The organism is Vibrio sp. 10N.286.49.E11 (assembly GCF_041469505.1).
Lineage (GTDB): Bacteria > Pseudomonadota > Gammaproteobacteria > Enterobacterales > Vibrionaceae > Vibrio > Vibrio crassostreae_C.
In genome coordinates, this window is sequence record NZ_JBFRKQ010000072.1 from 22,957 (window position 1) to 41,996 (window position 19,040).

19 protein-coding genes are annotated in these 19,040 nt (G+C 45.3%); 5 read left to right on the forward strand and 14 right to left on the reverse strand.

Annotated features, from left to right (window positions below):
* Positions 1–32: 32 nt before the first annotated feature.
* Complete coding sequence (gene rlmD / locus AB4167_RS17505) at positions 33–1,352, reverse strand: 23S rRNA (uracil(1939)-C(5))-methyltransferase RlmD (RefSeq protein WP_372136836.1); 1,320 nt, start codon at positions 1,350–1,352, stop codon at positions 33–35.
* A 165-nt stretch (positions 1,353–1,517) separates the two neighbouring features.
* Between rlmD and barA the strand changes: the two genes are divergently transcribed.
* Positions 1,518–4,331 carry a two-component sensor histidine kinase BarA gene (gene barA, locus AB4167_RS17510; protein ID WP_372136837.1) on the forward strand — a complete coding sequence of 938 codons (2,814 nt, stop codon included), beginning with the start codon at positions 1,518–1,520 and terminating at the stop codon, positions 4,329–4,331.
* A gap of 125 nt (positions 4,332–4,456) precedes the next feature.
* Here barA and acpS read toward each other — a convergent pair whose 3' ends face one another.
* From acpS to rpoE, 11 genes are all read right to left on the reverse strand, one after another.
* A complete protein-coding gene (gene acpS / locus AB4167_RS17515) occupies positions 4,457–4,837 on the reverse strand; it encodes a holo-ACP synthase (protein WP_017059039.1) in 381 nt (126 codons plus the stop codon).
* 69 nt (positions 4,838–4,906) lie between these two features.
* On the reverse strand, positions 4,907–5,644 hold the full coding sequence (gene pdxJ / locus AB4167_RS17520) for a pyridoxine 5'-phosphate synthase (protein WP_372136838.1): 738 nt from the start codon (positions 5,642–5,644) through the stop codon (positions 4,907–4,909).
* Positions 5,641–6,369: a DNA repair protein RecO gene (gene recO / locus AB4167_RS17525; protein WP_019826299.1), complete on the reverse strand. Its 729-nt coding sequence runs from the start codon at positions 6,367–6,369 to the stop codon at positions 5,641–5,643. Before recO ends, pdxJ begins: the two co-directional genes overlap by 4 nt.
* A gap of 102 nt (positions 6,370–6,471) precedes the next feature.
* The gene (gene era / locus AB4167_RS17530) at positions 6,472–7,443 is read right to left on the reverse strand and encodes a GTPase Era (protein ID WP_136978440.1); all 972 of its coding nucleotides are present in this window, start codon (positions 7,441–7,443) and stop codon (positions 6,472–6,474) included.
* On the reverse strand, positions 7,436–8,113 hold the full coding sequence (rnc, locus tag AB4167_RS17535; RefSeq protein ID WP_017059043.1) for a ribonuclease III: 678 nt from the start codon (positions 8,111–8,113) through the stop codon (positions 7,436–7,438). Before rnc ends, era begins: the two co-directional genes overlap by 8 nt.
* Before the next feature lie 26 nt (positions 8,114–8,139).
* Positions 8,140–9,036, reverse strand: coding sequence for a signal peptidase I (gene lepB / locus AB4167_RS17540; RefSeq protein WP_017068697.1), 897 nt, complete (start codon positions 9,034–9,036; stop codon positions 8,140–8,142).
* Between the two features lie 245 nt (positions 9,037–9,281).
* Positions 9,282–11,075 (reverse strand): translation elongation factor 4, encoded by a 1,794-nt coding sequence (gene lepA / locus AB4167_RS17545; RefSeq protein ID WP_372136839.1) that lies wholly within the window; start codon positions 11,073–11,075, stop codon positions 9,282–9,284.
* 137 nt (positions 11,076–11,212) lie between these two features.
* Positions 11,213–11,683 (reverse strand): SoxR reducing system RseC family protein, encoded by a 471-nt coding sequence (locus AB4167_RS17550; RefSeq protein ID WP_017059046.1) that lies wholly within the window; start codon positions 11,681–11,683, stop codon positions 11,213–11,215.
* A complete protein-coding gene (rseB, locus tag AB4167_RS17555; RefSeq protein WP_017059047.1) occupies positions 11,680–12,642 on the reverse strand; it encodes a sigma-E factor regulatory protein RseB in 963 nt (320 codons plus the stop codon). Before rseB ends, AB4167_RS17550 begins: the two co-directional genes overlap by 4 nt.
* A complete protein-coding gene (locus AB4167_RS17560) occupies positions 12,639–13,262 on the reverse strand; it encodes a sigma-E factor negative regulatory protein (protein ID WP_017063205.1) in 624 nt (207 codons plus the stop codon). The genes rseB and AB4167_RS17560 overlap by 4 nt, the downstream gene beginning before the upstream one ends.
* A gap of 26 nt (positions 13,263–13,288) precedes the next feature.
* Positions 13,289–13,867, reverse strand: a complete 579-nt coding sequence (gene rpoE / locus AB4167_RS17565; protein WP_372136840.1) for an RNA polymerase sigma factor RpoE — start codon at positions 13,865–13,867, stop codon at positions 13,289–13,291.
* Positions 13,868–14,256: 389 nt separating this feature from the next.
* On the opposite strand from rpoE, the gene nadB reads away from it, so the two are divergent.
* Complete coding sequence (nadB, locus tag AB4167_RS17570; RefSeq protein ID WP_017059049.1) at positions 14,257–15,873, forward strand: L-aspartate oxidase; 1,617 nt, start codon at positions 14,257–14,259, stop codon at positions 15,871–15,873.
* Positions 15,874–16,008: 135 nt separating this feature from the next.
* Here the strand turns inward: nadB and AB4167_RS17575 are convergent, their stop codons facing one another.
* Complete coding sequence (locus AB4167_RS17575; RefSeq protein WP_372083303.1) at positions 16,009–16,428, reverse strand: protein YgfX; 420 nt, start codon at positions 16,426–16,428, stop codon at positions 16,009–16,011.
* Complete coding sequence (locus tag AB4167_RS17580) at positions 16,376–16,636, reverse strand: succinate dehydrogenase assembly factor 2 (protein ID WP_004735374.1); 261 nt, start codon at positions 16,634–16,636, stop codon at positions 16,376–16,378. The genes AB4167_RS17575 and AB4167_RS17580 overlap by 53 nt, the downstream gene beginning before the upstream one ends.
* A 167-nt stretch (positions 16,637–16,803) precedes the next feature.
* Here AB4167_RS17580 and ygfZ point away from each other — a divergent pair, with 167 nt between their 5' ends.
* The 3 genes from ygfZ (at position 16,804) to AB4167_RS17595 (ending at position 19,005) form a co-directional block, all read left to right on the forward strand.
* The gene (ygfZ, locus tag AB4167_RS17585; RefSeq protein ID WP_102398276.1) at positions 16,804–17,775 is read left to right on the forward strand and encodes a tRNA-modifying protein YgfZ; all 972 of its coding nucleotides are present in this window, start codon (positions 16,804–16,806) and stop codon (positions 17,773–17,775) included.
* Positions 17,776–17,779: 4 nt separating this feature from the next.
* Positions 17,780–18,241, forward strand: a complete 462-nt coding sequence (locus AB4167_RS17590; RefSeq protein WP_372136841.1) for an aminoacyl-tRNA deacylase — start codon at positions 17,780–17,782, stop codon at positions 18,239–18,241.
* A 557-nt stretch (positions 18,242–18,798) separates the two neighbouring features.
* Positions 18,799–19,005, forward strand: coding sequence for a DUF1107 domain-containing protein (locus tag AB4167_RS17595; RefSeq protein ID WP_009847660.1), 207 nt, complete (start codon positions 18,799–18,801; stop codon positions 19,003–19,005).
* Positions 19,006–19,040: the final 35 nt, after the last annotated feature.

Below are 19,040 nucleotides of genomic sequence, written 5' to 3' on the forward strand. Positions count from 1 at the left end.
TGTGATTCATTTGAAGCCTTGTTTAAGGGCCTCTAAGCCTTGATAAAGAGAGCCATAGATTCTAGATGACTGGTGTGTGGGAACATGTCCAACATACCCAGTTTGGCTAATTGATAGCCTTGTTTTTCTAAGCTCTCAGAATCTCTAGCTAGAGTAGCAGGATTACACGAAACATAAACCACACGCTTCGCTCCTAACGCTGAAATTTGATCAACGATCCCACTCGCTCCCGCACGTGCCGGGTCAAGCAATACTTTATCGAATTTCTCTTTTGCCCAAGGCTGTGAAGATAAGTCTTCTTCAAGGTTAGCTTGGTAAAATTCTGTATTGCTTAACTGGTTTAACGCTGCATTAGATGCGGCTTGCTGAACCATTTCATCAACGCCTTCTACACCAACCACAAACGCCGATTGTTGCGCGATAGGCAGACTAAAGTTACCGAGACCACAAAACAGGTCTAGCACTCGCTCATCCGCTTGAGGCTCTAGCCACTCAATCGCTTGAGCCACCATCTGCCGATTCACTTTCTGGTTTACTTGGATAAAGTGGTTTGGCTCAAACGGTAACGTCACGCCAGTTTCGCTGTAAGAAGGTGTATCGCCGACTAAGCGAACCAACTTATCGGTTTCAGGCATCGAATACAGCGTAGCGCCTTCTTCTTTTGCTAACGCAATCAGCGCTTGCTCATCTTTTTCAACCAGAGGCTTAAGGTGACGTAGCACCATAACAGGGCCAGTATCGCCCAACACCAATTCAACGTGTCCTAAAGACGTAAGGCTGTTGAAAGTGTTCAGTAAATTTTTCAGTTTTGGCAGCAACACATTAAGGCGAGGATCAAGCACGGCACAGTCGGTGATGTTTTCAATCTGCTTACTCTGCTTCTTACGGAAACCGAATTGAAGCTGTTGTGTCTTCTTATCAACAAATAGGCTGATACGTGCGCGACGTCGATAACCGGTTTCATCACCGACAATAGGTTGTGCAACTTCAGTGTTCGCCGTTTGGTATTGGCTCATCAGGTGCGTCAGAGATTGCGATTTATGCTCAACCTGAGAAGAGTAACCTAGGTGTTGAAGGTGACAGCCACCACACTGATTAAAGTGCTTACAAAACGGCTTTAAACGCTGCTTGCTCGGCTTCAATAACTTGATGAGTTTAGCTCGCGAAAACTTACTTTTGCTCTCAGTAAGTTGAATAACCACCTGCTCACCGGGCAATGCGCCATCAATGAAAACCGGTTTATTCTTTTGATAAGCGATGCCAGCGCCATTGTGATCCATTCGTTCAACCAAAACCGATTGATGCTTGGTCTCGAGTTGAGTTTTCTTTTTTGGTTGGAAAAAACGTGCCATTGCTTGTGCCTAATGTATCTTTTAATAAGTAATTGGTATCCAGGACTCACTATTATGTCTTGGAATCATTGTCGAACGTCACGGCTTTGATTAAGCTTACCGTTCACTTAACCGCCATTGTGTGCGTTATTTTCCCATATCCAGACCTCGATGTAATTAAAGAACATGACCAGATATGGCTTAAGAGCCCGTGTAATTACCTTAACTCTAGCTCCAACCCTGATTATTGGGTTGCTATTGAGTGCATTTTTCTCATTTAACCGCTATCAAGACCTTGAAGGTCAAGTGGTTAACACTGGTACTAGCATCATTGAGCCACTTGCGATTACGAGTGAATCAGGCATGAAGCTCGAAAGTCGAGAGTCTGTTCGTCAGCTTATTAGCTATGCGCATCGAAAGAATTCTAAGCTAGTGCGCAGTATCGCGGTGTTTGATGAGCGTCATGAGTTGTTTGTAACCTCAAACTTCCACCCCGATTTTGAAAGCCTGACCTACCCCAAAGATAAACCGATCCCGCATTTAAGCTCATCGAACCTTCTCGATAATACGCTGATCCTGCGGACAGCTATCATCGCCGAAGGCCAGTACATCAATTCAGCCAACGGTCAGTCTCAAGCTAATCAAGCGATCGGCTACATTGCGATTGAATTAGATCTTTCATCACTTCGATTGCAGCAATATCAAGAAGTGTTCTCTGCATTCTTAGTGTTGATTCTCGGGCTTGGTTTATCGGGTGTGTTTGCGTTCCGCTTAATGCACGATGTCACTCAACCGATCACACACATGAAAAACATGGTCGACCGAATTCGTCGAGGTCACCTAGATGTGCGTATCGAAGGTAAGATGCATGGTGAGCTAGACTCGCTGAAAAACGGTATCAATGCGATGGCGGTATCGCTATCAGAGTATCACGTCGAGATGCAGCACAGTATCGACCAGGCCACATCAGATTTGCGAGAAACTCTTGAACAGCTTGAGATTCAAAACGTTGAGTTAGACATCGCGAAGAAACGCGCTCAAGAAGCGGCTCGTGTTAAGTCTGAGTTCTTAGCGAATATGTCTCACGAATTGAGAACGCCGCTGAACGGTGTGATTGGCTTTACTCGTCAAATGCTCAAGACTCACCTATCGAACAGTCAAACCGATTACCTGCAAACCATTGAACGCTCGGCAAACAACCTGCTTAGCATCATCAACGATATCTTGGACTTCTCGAAACTTGAAGCCGGTAAATTAGCCCTAGAGAACATCCCATTTGAATTCCAAGCCAGCCTTGAAGAGGTAGTAAACCTTCAAGCAACCAACGCTCATGAGAAAGGCCTAGAACTGACACTGAAGATCGACCCTAAAGTACCGCCAGGTGTGGTGGGCGATCCACTGCGTATTCAGCAGATCCTAACCAACCTTGTTGGTAACTCAATCAAGTTTACCGAACGCGGCAACATTGATATCAGCGTTGAGCTGCGTTCACAAAGCGAAGACAACATCGAGCTGCAGTTCATGGTTCGCGATACGGGTATTGGTATTTCTGAGCGTCAACAAGCTCAGCTTTTCCAAGCTTTCAGCCAAGCCGATGCAAGTATCTCTCGTCGTTACGGCGGTACAGGCTTAGGTCTGGTTATCACCCAAAAACTGGTCAGCCAAATGGGCGGAGAGATCAGCCTAACCAGTCGTCTTCACCAAGGCTCTACCTTCTGGTTCACCTTGAGACTATCAACGACTGATATGCCGATGACAGAGCTGATTGAGACGCAGTGTCTGCAAGACAAACAACTGCTGCTTATCGAGCCAAACATGCAAGCGGCATCGATTACTCAGCAAATCCTAACCCAAGAAGGCTTAGTGGTAACGTATCGTTCGGTGATGCCAGATGAGACGACCTCGTATGACTACGTTCTGCTTAACCTAGCCGCCAACCAAGAGTATCAATTTGATACTGTGAGTGGTTGGGCGATCGGTGCGAAGAAGATTGCTCAAAACGTGATTATTGGTACACCAAGTACCGAGCTAGCGTTGGGTGAGCAACTAATGAAAGAGGTCGATGTTCAGTGCATCACCAAGCCTCTTTCTCGTAAGAAGTTGCTGCAAACTCTGGTATCGAATCAGGCACCTACCTTGATTGCACCAGCGATTGAAACGCATTCTGAAGAGAAGTTACCGCTTACTGTGATGGCAGTAGACGACAACCCAGCCAACCTTAAGTTGATTAACGCGCTGCTTAAAGAGCGTGTAGAAACCGTCATCAGTTGTACCAGTGGTCAGCAGGCGATAGACAAAGCGACAGAGACGCCATTTGATATCATCTTCATGGATATTCAAATGCCACAGATGGACGGTGTAACCGCTTGTCAGAACATCAAAAAACTGGCGAACAATGCGAATACACCTGTAATTGCCGTGACCGCACATGCAATGATTGGCGAACGAGATCGACTGCTTGAAGCGGGCATGGATGACTACCTAACCAAACCTATTGAAGAGCATGTTTTACAGCAGGTTCTGATTCATTGGAGCTCGACCTCTGAGGTTGAGCTCATCGAAAAAATAGATCCAGACCACCCAGCGGTCTCTGCTGAAGTCGACAACGGTCCGGTGTCAGAAACTGAAGCCAGCGTGCACACAAACATCATCATTGATTGGCAAGCTGCGATGAAACAAGCCGCCAATAAAGAAGACCTCGCACGCGATATGCTGCAAATGCTCGTCGACTTTATTCCAGAGGTGTATGAGGCAGCAGACAAAGCGATAGAAGACAGTGACTATCCAGTTGAAGAGCTGATACACATCATTCACAAGATGCATGGCAGCAGCTCGTACAGCGGCGTACCAAGGCTAAAATCGGTATGTGCGACAATAGAGAAAGAGCTGCGTTCAGGTACTTCTGTTGAAGACATTGAACCTGAGCTTTTCGAGCTTCAGGATGAATTAGATAAGGTTCAAGCAACCGCGATTCACTACTTGAAACAGGCGAAGGCCTAGCGGGTACTTGTTACTCACTAGTATTCTTTAGAGGGTTTACCCGCCAATAAAAAAGCAGAGCTCATGAGCTCTGCTTTTTTCTGTCTAGAGCCAAGAGCACTAGATATAAAGTCGCGATAATCTGTTTACGATTCGAGTAACACCGTTGCCACAGCGTAGTGACGCTCATCCGAGATAGTCAGATGAATCGATGTTGTGCCATTCGCCTCTGCGATTTCACGCGCTTTCTTGTGTAAGCTCAATACTGGCTTACCATGCTCATCGTTTGAAATCTCAAAGTCGTGGAAGGTAACACCCAGCGCAATCCCCGTACCTAACGCCTTAGATGCAGCTTCTTTAGCAGCAAAACGTTTTGCAAGGTAACGGCCTTTTTGCTTCAACTGTTGGAATACTTCAAACTCAGAATCCGTCAAAATACGCTGAGCAAAAGCGTCGCCACTTCGCGACAGCGCCTTCTCGACACGTTCGATTTCTGCGATATCTGTACCTAATCCAACAACTGCCATGTTTCCTCTACTACTTAACTTCTGTCTAATGATTAACTGTACATCGCTTAGTGCCGACGACTTGCCGAACTAAGCGTTGTTACGTGCTGTTTCCATGATTGCTTTCATGTCTGCAACGGCTTTGTTTAAGCCATCAAACACTGCACGTCCCATGATCGAGTGACCGATGTTCAGCTCGTAGATCTCTGGAAGTGCCGCAATCGGTGCTACGTTGTGGTAAGTCAGACCATGACCCGCATTGACTGTGATACCTAAGTCATCTGCATAGCTTGCGCCTGCTGCGATCTTCTTAAGCTCGTCTTGTTGATCTTCTTCTGTCTTAGCATCAGCATAGTGACCCGTGTGCAGTTCAATGAACGGTGCGCCACACGCTTTTGCAGCATCGATTTGCTCACGGCCAGCATCGATAAACAGAGATACCTTGATACCTGCTGCAGACAGTTTTTGTGTCGCCGCTTTGATCTTCTCTAGTTGACCAACTACGTCCAAGCCACCTTCAGTGGTTAGCTCTTCACGTTTTTCAGGAACCAGACAAACAAACTCAGGATTAGTATCGAGTGCAATTTGAACCATCTCGTCCGTTACGGCCATCTCCAAGTTCATGCGAGTTTGAAGTGTTTCAGCCAGAATACGCACATCGCGATCAACGATGTGACGACGGTCTTCACGCAGGTGAATAGTAATGCCATCTGCACCAGCACGTTCAGCGATTTCAGCTGCGTGTACTGGATCTGGGTATTTAGTACCACGTGCATTACGTAGTGTTGCAATATGGTCGATATTAACGCCTAAAAGGATTGAGCTCATTTTCCAATACTCCGTGCTCTGGAGAGGGCTATTGTTGGCATAAATAGCTCTCTACTTTTTAATGGTTTGCCGCCAAGATACGGCTTTAAGGCTATGCGTGTAAAGCGTTTTGCCGCTTTTAACTGCTCTTTAGTGATAAACCTACGTTCGCTGATTGCAATAAGTTCATCGCCCATAAAAGTCAGGTTATCTCGACGTACTGAAGCGATGAAACCTTTCTGCTCTCGATAGCGATAAGTCATGCTCGGATCAATCGCTTCGCCAGTGCCCGCGCAGTGTAAAAAGTCGACGCCGTAACCCATAGCAGATAATAGAGCCAGCTCAAAGCGACGCAGTGCTGGCTCAGGATTATCATTATGCGCCAGCTCTGTTAAAGCATGAAGATAGTCGTGAAAAAGTGCAGGCATCGGTACTTCCGCCATCAATACCCGACCGATAAGCTCGTTCACGTACATGCCTGAATACAGATTAATACCGGCGAGAGGGAGCCCCAAGCTGATGGGTTCAGCTTGGCGTAAGGTTTTCATCGAACCATTACCAGACCACTTAAGCAATAGCGGCGTAAAAGGTTGTAATGCACCTTTCAAATTGGAACGCTTGCTGCGAGCGCCTTTAGACATCAACGTCACCCGACCGAACTCTTCGCTGAAGACGTCCAAGATCAGGCTCGACTCACTGTATGGTCGACGGTGCAACACAAAGCATCGCTGTAACCCTTCGCTCAATCACTTACCCTTATTACAGATACAAAAAGAGAGAGTTCGCACTCTCTCTTGGATTTATATTCAGTTCAACTTTCTTAATCTCAGAAAGTGACGTTCAATATATTATAGATCGTCGATGTAGCCTAACGAGCGAAGTGCACGCTCATCATCAGCCCAGCCAGATTTAACCTTGACCCAAGTCTCTAGGTAAACCTTACGGCCGAATAGCTCTTCCATATCGATACGCGCTTCACGACCAATCGTTTTGATCTTCTCGCCCGCTTTACCAATCACCATTTTCTTCTGGCCTGTACGCTCAACAAGAATCAGTGCATTGATGTGGAAGCCATCATTATCTGGGTTGTAATCGAAACGTTCGATTTCAACCGTTACCGAGTAAGGTAGCTCGTCACCCGTAAAGCGCATTAGCTTTTCACGGATAATTTCAGAGGCCATAAAACGTTGCGAGCGATCAGTCACGTATTCTTCAGGGAAGTGGTGTGTCGCTTTAGGTAAATGTTCACGTACGTGCTTACGCAGTACATCAATATTTTTACCTTGCTTCGCTGAGATTGGCACTACATCAATGAAGTCCATCTTCTTAGAGACTTCCATCATGTGCTGCATCACGTTAGTACGGTCTTGAACGTTATCTACTTTGTTGATGCAAAGTACAATTGGGAAGTCAGTCTTCTTCAGTTTGTTCAGAACCATCTCATCGTCGTCAGTCCAGTGAGTACCATCGACAAGGAAGAATACTAGGTTTACATCACTTAATGAGCTGTTCGCCGCACGGTTCATCAAGCGGTTGATGGCACGCTTTTCTTCAATATGAAGTCCAGGAGTATCAACAAAGATCGCTTGGTAATCACCCTCAGTTTCAACGCCCATAATACGGTGACGTGTCGTCTGTGGTTTACGTGATGTAATAGAAATCTTCTGACCCAGAATATGGTTCAGAAGCGTCGACTTACCTACATTTGGGCGACCGACAATAGCGATGAAGCCACAGTGTTGGTTTTCCGGTAGGCCTGTTTTTTTGCTATCAGATGAAAAGAATGCATCGATATCGAAATCTTGGTTGTTATCAGACATTGCTTAGTTGCTCTAATGCTGTTTCAGCAGCCGCTTGTTCTGCCTTGCGGCGGCTAGTGCCTTTACCGATAACAGGTTTATCCACACCTGCCACTTCACACTCAACCGTAAACTCTTGGTTGTGTGCTTCACCTTTAATATTAGTCACTGTGTAGACAGGTAGAGGATTTCTTCGACCTTGCAAAAACTCTTGTAGGCGAGTTTTCGGATCTTTTTGAGATACTCCAGGCTGAATAGCATCTAGGCGAGATTGGTACCAGCTTAAAATAATGCCGCGAACCGTCTCGGTATCACTATCTAAATAGACAGCGCCGATGATCGCTTCAACCGCATCCGCTAGAATAGAATCACGACGGAAACCGCCACTCTTCAACTCACCTGGACCTAATTTTAAGTAATCTCCTAGTTCGAATTCACGACCTAGTTCTGCCAATGTATGACCACGTACTAATGTTGCGCGCATGCGGCTCATATCACCTTCGTTTACCTTAGGAAAACGGTGGTAAAGATCATCAGCGATAACAAAACTTAAAATTGAATCGCCCAGAAACTCAAGACGTTCGTTATGTTTACCTGCGGCGCTGCGGTGAGTCAGCGCCAAGTGGATAAGATCGGCATCATTAAACTGATAGCCAATCTTTCTCTCTAGTTTATCAATTGGAGAATTCATGCTCTCTCGATGTGTTATGTGATCGATTAATGAATCCCACCGATGCGATTAAAACGCACACCAGTAGGAATCCATGTTGGAAGTACACTGTCTGAACCGCGTTCGAATTCGAAGCTGATCCAAATAGCAACGGCCTTACCAACAAGGTTTGCTTCAGGGACAAAGCCCCAGTAACGGCTATCGGCACTGTTGTCACGGTTATCACCCATCACAAAGTACTGGCCTTCTGGAACGACCCATTCGTTAACACCATTGCGAGGCTGATATGCTTGCACACGATCGCGGCGCAATGGGTTAACTAAAATCTGGTGTTCTACGTCTCCAAGCTGTTCGTTCAGCTGAATCAGAGGCACACCATCTTGAATAAATTGGCTCTCTTCAACATTACTTAGTTTCACTGGTTCACAGCTACTTGTACCCTTCGCCTGAATGCAGATCTCTTTACGACTGCTGTAGCGAATGGTGTCACCTGGCATACCAACAACACGCTTGATGTAGTCGATGTTAGGCTGAGGTGGGTACTTAAATACGATTGAATCACCACGCTCTGGCTTGCCCGTTTCTACCAGTTGAGTGCGCCATACTGGGTCTTTTAGACCGTACGCGTACTTCTCTACCAAGATGAAGTCACCAACCAAAAGCGTTGGCATCATCGAGCCAGAAGGGATTTGAAACGGTTCATAAATAAATGAACGCAGAACCAAAACAAATGCAATTACCGGGAAAATGGACACACTGTTCTCAACCCACCAAGGTTGAGCCGTAACTTTTGCGCTAGTTTCAGCGTCTAGGCCATTCGATTGTGCTTCAACGTCAGCAAGCTTTTGCTGGCGCTTCTTCGCCCACACAAACTTTTCCAACGCCCATACAATGCCGGTCACTAGAGTTACGATCACTAAGATAAGCGAAAATGTATTAGCCATTGATATCCCTTAAATTTCATTTCTTTAAAAATAACGAAAGTGAAAGAGTATAACCCTTTCACTCTGCTTAATATTTCTAATCTGTATCAATCATGCTGACTAAATGCTGGGGAGATTACGCAGGAAAAATCGTTTAGTTCGAGGCGCAAAGTGCAGTGACTAGCGGGCCTAATTGCAATCTTTGCAACAAAGAAATAAACGATTTTAACCAGTAATGTTCAGCAGATAGTTAGTGCGATTGATACCTAGTCTTTGCCAACATGAAGGATTGCAAGGAAAGCTTCTTGAGGCAGTTCAACGTTACCGATCTGCTTCATACGCTTCTTACCTTCTTTTTGTTTCTTAAGAAGTTTCTTCTTACGACTGATATCACCACCGTAACATTTTGCGATTACGTTCTTACGCAGTTGTTTCACTGTAGAACGAGCAATGATGTGGTTACCAATCGCTGCTTGAATCGCGATATCGAACATCTGACGAGGGATGAATTCTTTCATCTTCTCTGCCAGTAGACGACCACGAGACTGAGCAATATCTTTGTGCGTAATGATAGCTAGTGCATCAACTGTTTCGCCATTCAGCAGTACGTCTACACGTACCATGTTTGATGGCTCGTAACGTTGGAAGTTGTAATCCAATGATGCATAGCCGCGAGACGTTGACTTCAGACGGTCGAAGAAGTCTAGAACTACTTCTGCCATAGGAAGATCGTACGTCACAGCAACTTGGTTACCGTGGTAGACCATGTCTACTTGTACGCCACGCTTCTCAACACACAGTGTGATTACGTTACCTAGGTAATCCGAAGGTACCAGAATATTACAGCGTGCAATTGGCTCACGAATTTCTTCTAGGTCATTAACCGCTGGCAGTTTAGCCGGGCTATCAACGTAAAGAACCGTTTTATCTGTTTTTACAACTTCATACACTACTGTTGGAGCAGTTGTGATTAGGTCTAGGTCGTATTCACGCTCTAGACGCTCTTGGATGATCTCCATGTGAAGCATTCCTAAGAAGCCACAACGGAAACCAAAACCAAGTGCTGCTGAACTTTCTGGTTCAAAGAACAGTGATGCATCGTTCAGGCTTAATTTGCCTAACGCGTCACGGAAGTTTTCGTAGTCATCAGATGATACAGGGAATAGACCAGCGTATACCTGAGGCTTCACTTTTTGGAAACCAGGTAGACGTTCAGTGCTGCCGCCTTTTGCAAGCGTCAACGTATCACCAACTGGTGCACCTAGGATGTCTTTAATACCACAAACAACCCAACCTACTTCGCCAGTATTTAGCTCTGTAGTATCGATTTGCTTAGGCGTGAAGATACCTAGACGGTCAACACCCCATACTTGGTCTGTCGACATTACTTTGATCTTATCGTTCTTCTTCAGCTTACCGTTTTTGATACGAACCAAAGAAACTACGCCAAGGTAGTTATCGAACCAAGAGTCAATGATCAACGCTTGTAGAGGCGCTTCAGGATCACCTTCCGGTGGCGGGATTGCCGTCACGATGTTTTCTAGAACATCATCAACACCCAAACCTGTTTTCGCAGAACAGCGAGTCGCTTCCATCGCATCGATGCCAACGATCTCTTCGATTTCTTCAGCAACACGTTCTGGTTCAGCAGCTGGTAGGTCAATCTTGTTCAAGATTGGCACTACTTCCAGTTCCATTTCGATTGCTGTGTAACAGTTTGCTAGAGTTTGTGCTTCAACACCTTGGCCAGCATCCACTACAAGTAGTGCGCCTTCACAAGCCGCTAGAGAACGAGATACTTCGTAAGAGAAGTCTACGTGTCCAGGAGTGTCGATAAAGTTAAGTTGGTAAGTTTCACCATCTTTAGCTTTGTAATCTAAAGTCACACTCTGCGCTTTAATTGTAATACCACGCTCGCGTTCTATATCCATAGAATCGAGGACTTGAGCTGCCATCTCACGTTCACTTAATCCTCCACAAACTTGGATTAAGCGGTCAGAAAGGGTCGACTTACCGTGGTCGATGTGGGCGATAATCGAAAAATTACGAATGTGCTTCATAGGCTTGGTGTGACTAAACTCTTTGAATAGGGATAATAAGAAAGCCGCGACGCGTCCAATCTACAGTCAGCATTGGTGGCGGCATTTCAATCAAGTTGGCAGATTCTACCCAATTTAAGGGCAAGAAGCATCATAAATTAGACGAGAGACTCACCTAGGATTCGAATCAAGACGACTTCTTGCTTGGATTTGTCTTCCATGGGTTTGGCTAACCGCTTCGCTAAGGCAATCCCACCAGCAGTAAACAGTGCTGCACTTAAGATAACAATGCCCTCGCCCCCCTGGAGTAAGGGTTGTAACAAGAGTTGCCCAAAACCAGCACCAATCATCAACATGAAAAGTGGGATGAGATAAACAATCGCCGCCGACTGAAGTAGGCTTTTTTCTGGAAAGCCAATTTCTACGATTTGTCCAGCTTTGACTAAGCTTTTGGTTTTAAGCTGCCAAAACAAAGATTTATTGCCAACAGCCTTGGTCACAATACCCGTACCGCAGTTTTTTTGAGAAGAACAGCTGCTACAACTGGTTTGTTGTTCGCAGCTCAATTGAACAAAGTATTGCTTACCTTTTTGTTCAACCGAGCTAACGGTCGCCAGCGCGGTCATCATTGCGCTTGTACCGATTTATTAAATGTAACTGACTGAGCAATACGTTTTGCAGTTGCCGGCGGAATGTCACCAACCACAGAGATCTCTTTATCGCCAATCACTAAGCTGTGCAAGGTTCTACGCCCTTGACGCACCAGCTGCCCTTTCAATGAATGCTCATCTTTTTCCGCGATATAAACCGAAAAGTTAAACAGTCCATCACTGAAAAGCTGACTTTCAACCATTTTATCGGTCGCAGCCATTTGATAGCGGCTAAGCTCTTTTGATTTAAACCCTTCAGGAATCCACGACGCTTGCCAGTTAGTTTCACTCACTAAGCCTTCCGGTAATGATAAAACTTTCGGTAATTGAGCTTGGCTCAAGCCACCCATAGCCTCAGCAATCTTATCGTTCACCACGTAAGAGATAGTGCGGTACTGTTCAAGCACTTCGCCATCACGATCCAAAAGGTCGGCACGCAAAGGAAGATTCGTTTTTTCGTCTACCCAAACCACGTAAGAGTAGCGAAGGCCATCTTTCGGCACGACACGCAGCACTTGAGTGGTGCTACCTGCTTCACGAGAGCGACCAACTTTCACAAAGTCGTAGTACTGATTCAGAGATTCGATATCTCGATTAATCATCGGAATAACAGGCGCAACCATGCTGCCTGACTGAATCGTAAATGGCTCTGTACCCGGCTCGATGTAGCTAACTTCGTTGCCACGTCGAATGACTTCACGAACAGGGCCGCTTAGATAAACAAGGTGTGCAAGTTGTTGGTCGTCGTTAACCGCATGGCGATAAACAAGAGGCTCAATACTGCTCTTCTTTATCAAAATGTAGGAGAGTTCGTAATTTAGATGCTGACTGGCCTCGTTCATTTGATGCAACAAGGCCTTTGCAGTGGTTTCCTCTGCAAAGGCTGTTGGAGACATCAAGCTGAACAGTGTCAGTGCACTGACCAGGATTTTCTTCATTCAATGTCCGATTCTAGATGTGCATCTTGCATTGGCGATGCATCACTGTTTAATCTTAGCTGCAGCTCATAATCTTCTAACAATGCATGAACGCGTTTGCGCTGCTCTTGCAAGTTAGCTTCAGATGCTGGTTTCTCAACAGAGTCACGCGTTAAACTTACTGGTTCCGCAGAACCGGCAAATGGAATCGTCTGGAGTACAGGCAACTGCTCTGGTGCTGCAGGGTCGCTACCACCATATTGTTGAACACCTAATACAACGGCTAATGAAACACACGCTGCCACGGCAACTTGTCCAAACTGTTGTAACCACGCCGGAAGCTGACGCTTCGCTTGCTGAGGTTTAGGTTGCTCTTCAATTGGAGCAACAGTAGGTTCAACATTCACTTGGTGCAGGTTCGACATTGAACCATGTGCAGGCTCGTTCTCAAGCGCTGCCGCTACACTATTAGCAATGTTCCACTCTGGAGTTTCTGGCGAATCCCCACGCATAACATCACCAATTAAATGGTAACTCTGCCAAGTATCCATGCTTTCTTGATCAGATTCTAGATCTACAATGAGAGCTTTATCGATCGTTTCACCATCCATGAGTGCCGAAAGCTTTTCTTTATCAGCCATTATTTTCACCATAATTATTACAAGTTCTAGCGTTGCAAAAGAGGTTTGATTTTCTTTTCCACCGCTTCACGAGCTCGGAAAATACGCGAACGTACGGTTCCTACAGGGCAATCCATTACTTCTGCAATCTCTTCGTAGCTCAAACCTTCGAGCTCTCGCAACGTCATTGCAGTTTTTAAGTCTTCTGGTAGCGCTTCAATCGCTCCAAAAACAACTTGTTTCAATTCTTTAGACAGCGTTAAGTTCTCAGGGTTCGATATTTCTTTTAACGCGCTGCCTGTTTCGTAATAATCTGCATCTTCTGCATCTACATCGGTTGCTGGCGGCCTACGGCTTTGGGCAACGATATGATTTTTAGCGGTGTTCACGGCAATTCGGTATAACCATGTATAGAAGGCACTCTCGCCACGAAAGTTAGGTATCGCGCGGTAAGCTTTAATAAAAGCTTCTTGTGCTACATCAGGTACATCACCGGAATTATTCACGTATCGAGAGATAAGATTACAAACTTTGTTTTGATACTTAACCACTAGTAAGTTAAATGCCTGCTTATCTCCACTCTGAACTCGCTCAATCAACACTTGATCGGTTAGCTGCTCGTTCATTCGAGCGGGTACTCCTATTGTTATAACCCTCACCTTCACAGATATGGGTACTAATTATGCGAAATGTAGTATTGACACCACCGTCTACAAGAGCACTATTGTGACTAAGCCAAATACCGAAAGTTCCAACTTTCTTAAAATTATTTGCCATTATTGTTTCACAATGTGATGTAATAAAAATAGCTATCCCTATCAATTTGGGGAAACTTGAGCAAAAGCAATGGTATTGAGCAATTAAATATTTCTAGATAGCTGTCTATATATTGATTTTGCATAGCGTTTAAGGATGACTCTGGAGAGATTATAACAGTCTTAGCCAAACTCCTAAAACAAGACAAAGTCAATTGAGAGTGGACAACTCGACTATAGCCCGGGATTTAATAAGTTTTATGAACGCAAACCGTGAACATCAGTGTGATGTATTAGTGGTAGGAAGTGGTGCGGCAGGCTTGTCATTAGCCTTACGCGTAGCAGAACATGCAAAAGTAATTGTATTAAGCAAAGGACCACGCAGCGAAGGATCGACGTATTACGCACAAGGTGGTATCGCCGCGGTGTTCGATGAGTCGGACAGTATTGAGTCTCATGTAGAGGATACTCAAATCGCTGGGGCTGGGTTATGCGAAGAAGATACAGTTCAATTCATTGCTGAAAATGCGAAAGAGTGTGTGCAATGGCTGATTGATGGTGGTGTTCCATTTGATAAAGATGAGAACAGCACAGAAGGCCAACCAAAATATCACCTCACTCGTGAGGGTGGCCACAGTCACCGCAGAATTCTGCACGCTGCCGATGCAACTGGCATGGCGATGCAAACCTCACTACAAGATAACGTCAACAACCACCCAAATATCGAGATCTTCGAGCGCCACAATGCGCTGGATTTGATCACGGAAGATAAGATTGGTGGTTCAAAAGACAAGGTGATCGGTGCCTACATTTGGAACCGTAACCAAGAACATGTTGAAACCGTGCGCGCTAAGTTTGTTGTATTAGCAACAGGCGGCGCTTCAAAGGTTTACCAATACACCTCTAACCCAGATGTTTCTTCAGGTGATGGTATTGCTATCGCTTGGCGTGCGGGTTGTCGTGTGGCAAACCTTGAGTTCAACCAGTTCCACCCAACTTGTTTATTCCACCCAGAAGCGCGTAACTTCCTACTAACGGAAGCACTGCGTGGTGAAGGTGCTTACTTGCGTCGTCCAGATGGTTCTCGCTTTATGAAGGACTTCGATGAGCGCGGTGAACTGGCGCCACGTGATGTGGTTGCTCGTGCAATTGACTTCGAAATGAAGCGCTTAGGTGCCGACTGTATGTATGTTGATATCAGCCACAAGCCTGAAGAATTCATCACAGCGCACTTCCCGATGATCCATACTCGCTTGATGGACTTGGGCATCGACATGACCAAAGAGCCGATCCCTATCGTACCAGCCGCTCACTACACGTGTGGTGGTGTCATGGTGAATAAGCAGGGTCAAACCGACCTAACGAACTTGTATGCGATTGGCGAAGTGAGCTACACCGGCTTACACGGTGCAAACCGAATGGCTTCTAACTCACTGCTTGAGTGTGTGGTTTACGCATGGGCAGCAGCAAAAGATATCGTTGAGAACATCGACCAATCTCAACTGTGCGCTGAACTGCCAGCATGGGATGAAAGCCAGGTCACCAACAGTGATGAAGAAGTTATCATTCAACACAACTGGCACGAACTGCGCCTATTCATGTGGGATTACATGGGCATTGTTCGAACGGATAAACGACTAGAGCGAGCATTGCGTCGCATTCAGATGCTGCAACAAGAAACTCATGAGTACTACAGCTACTTCAAGGTTTCGAATAACCTATTAGAACTGCGTAACTTGCTACAAGTGGCAGAGCTAATGGTTCGTTGTGCAATGCAACGTAAAGAGAGCCGCGGCCTCCACTACACGTTGGATTACCCTGAACTTGCAGAAGACAGTGGCCCAACGATTCTGACGCCAGAGAAACGCCAATCATAATAATTGGTTAAACGTGCTTAGCGAATTAGCCGTCAGCGGAAAATGATTAAACGAAAGGGAGCCGAGTGCTCCCTTTTCTTTTGTCTAACGCTTTCTTTTATCTAATACTTTCTTTCATCGAATAGTTTGGCTTCTCTAGCGCGCTCGTTGTAAGTTCGCCAGAAAATGGCGATATTCTCGCTCGCAACAGCTGTCCCGCCAAAGCAGTACCGAGTGCCCACATTCAAACTGCAATTTAACGAAGAACTGCGCCCAGATCTTATCAACGGACTTGAGTCGGTAAGTTCGGTCATTGAGTCGAATATCACCATCCTCTCTGTAATCAAAACGCCCATAGACACTATTTAGAATCACATGATTGTTTCTGAACAAGCGGATCATTAAAGCTAAGCAATAAAGGCTGGCGGCAAGTGGAATAGAAGACAGGACGATGAAAAACAAAAGGCACCCCAAAATAGTGCCTTTTGCAAATAATGCGGAATACGAAGGGTTAAGCTGAAGCTTAACGAACCTTGCTGAGGTTGTGTGCGACAATTTTATCAACCATTGATGCATGGCCTAGGTTTTCACTGCGTCCGTGGCCCATTACCCAAGTAAACAAATCTGGATCATCACACTCTAATAGAGAAACAAACTCGCGCTGTTCCTGCTCTTGCAATGAATCAAAACACTCTTCGAAAAATGGCATGATGACTACATCAAGTTCTAACATGCCGCGACGGCAACCCCATTTAATTCGTGCTTTCTGCTCTGCAGTGTACATTGGCTATCCTCACCTATAATTTTTCTTTCTCGGAGTGTAACAAGTCATACGCCTTGCAACTACTATGTGAGTCACAGTCCCTATCTAAGCTCACAAAAAAACCTAGGCTGACAAAGAAACAGAACCGGATTAACATAGAGCCAAATAAAATTCTTAGGAAAGATAAAATGGATTGGAAAAACATATTTCAGCCACTCGCTCATACGCAAAATGAATCGCTTCCAGAACTGATGATGACACACGTATCAGACTGGAGTGCAATTACCATGATAGGCGATGACAAAAAGTCGTACCTACAGGGTCAAGTAACGTGCGATGTCGTCACTCTTCCTAATGATGAATCCACATTAGGCGCGCACTGTGATGCAAAAGGAAAGGTATGGAGTATCTTTCGTTTGTTCCACCACAACGGTGGCTACGCACTCATGCAACCTAAATCAGCGATTGAAGTCGAGCTCGTTGAAATCAAGAAGTACGCGGTGTTCTCTAAGGTCGATATCGAGCAAACGTCTGACGTTGTTATCGGTGTGATGGGTTCGTCAGCTAATCAATACATTGATTCTATTTCAGAAAGCCAAGGTAATGTGCGTGCTATCTCTGGTGGTACAGCGGTTCAAGTTGCAGATAACCGCTGGGCTCTACTTGTGACAGAAGAAGCCGCTGAAGCCTTGGTATCAAACAGCGCTGCGGAGAAAGTATCAGAAACACTTTGGCAATATCATGAAATTCTTGATGCTCAGCCTAACCTATCGAAAGCAGAGCAAAACGAGCACATCCCTCAAGCGCTTAACCTGCAAGCGATTGGCGGTATCAGCTTTTCAAAAGGCTGTTACACAGGTCAAGAAACGGTTGCTCGTGCTAAGTACCGTGGCATGAACAAGCGTGAGATGCGCATTGTGTCGGGCACAACTGCGGACGTGCTGTCGTTAGAAAACCCTATTGAACTGGAACGTAGTGTGGGTGAGAACTGGCGTGGCGCAGGCCGACTATTAAACGTCTATCAATTTGCTGATAACCGAGCGATTGGTTTGATGGTACTGCCAAACAACCTTGATGACGATGTTCAGCTGCGACTGACCGCGCAGCCTGATCAAACATGGAATATCCTGCCACTGCCGTACAGCCTTGACGACGAGTAACCACGTGGAAACGCAGATTACACAATGGCTGGATCAACAGCAGGTGAATTATCGCCTGCTGATGCAAAGCAAGCCAACCACCAGCATTGAAGAAACTGCACAAGAGCGAGGCATCGACGCCTCTCAAATGGTGAAGTGCATCCTGCTCAAGGATATGGGCAACCAGTATGCGTTAGCCTGTACTGCTGGCGATCGCTCTGTCGACCCCAAGAAAGTACGCTCGGTACTGAATTGCCGTCGAATGACCTGCGTGTCTCTCTCTGATGTTGAAACAATCACTGGCTTTAAAGTGGGTTGTGTTGGCCCGCTCGCTCTCAAGAGACACATGCCGATCATTTTTGATCCTTCCATTCAAAACAACTCGACCGTAACCATTAGCTCCGGCGACCGAATGGCTGGCGTTGCGCTGGATCTCAATGATCTTATGGCGCTATGTGCACCGACCGTCGCGGACATCAGTCGATGATCGTTTAGATCATGCTTCGCAAACTTCATTTTAATATTTCATTGAGTACATTTTTAGTGTGAACCTCGTCATAAGAAGAACACACCATTTATAAATAGTTACTCAAAATAAAAGCATAAGTAGTCACAAAGTTAAATTTGCGTTATTGTAAATTTACTGACTAGCTATTAAGCAAATCAGTGCAAGTGAATCCACTGAGTAACATCAGTATCCACTTTTGTGTAATGCATCTGTGACTATTCGCCCGTTTTAGACGGGCTTTTTTTTGTCCGAAATTTACAATTTGATTACACAAACAAAAAAATCCCGCCTATTCTTATACTTGTAACATTATCACTGCTTAATACTGAACAGAAAAGTTCACGGCAGTTCACTACTCAATATTATTTTGGGGAGGAGCTCACGTAAAAATAGATATTTACTGAAGAAAGTGCTTAGAACAGCACAAATATCTAATTAACGTCAACGCTACTGCATATAACTCCATGCTTATCACAATTATTATCTCGGAGTTTTTCTATAATATGCAGGCTAGGTAAATATAAGGATAATTAAGAATGAGACTGTTTAAGCGCTATACACCGAGTATGATTGCTAAACATGTAAGTCGACTTTTCAAAGGACGAATCTACATTTACGGCGTAGGAAAATTTGAGTTTGATAACGGTAAGCTAGTGCTACCAGACCGAGCAGAAAAACGTCACTTTCAAACAGTGAAAGAAATAAATAGTGAAATCATGAAACTGCGCTGCGCGTACGCATGACCTGATTATCTACAGAATTAAATCGAGTAGGAGGA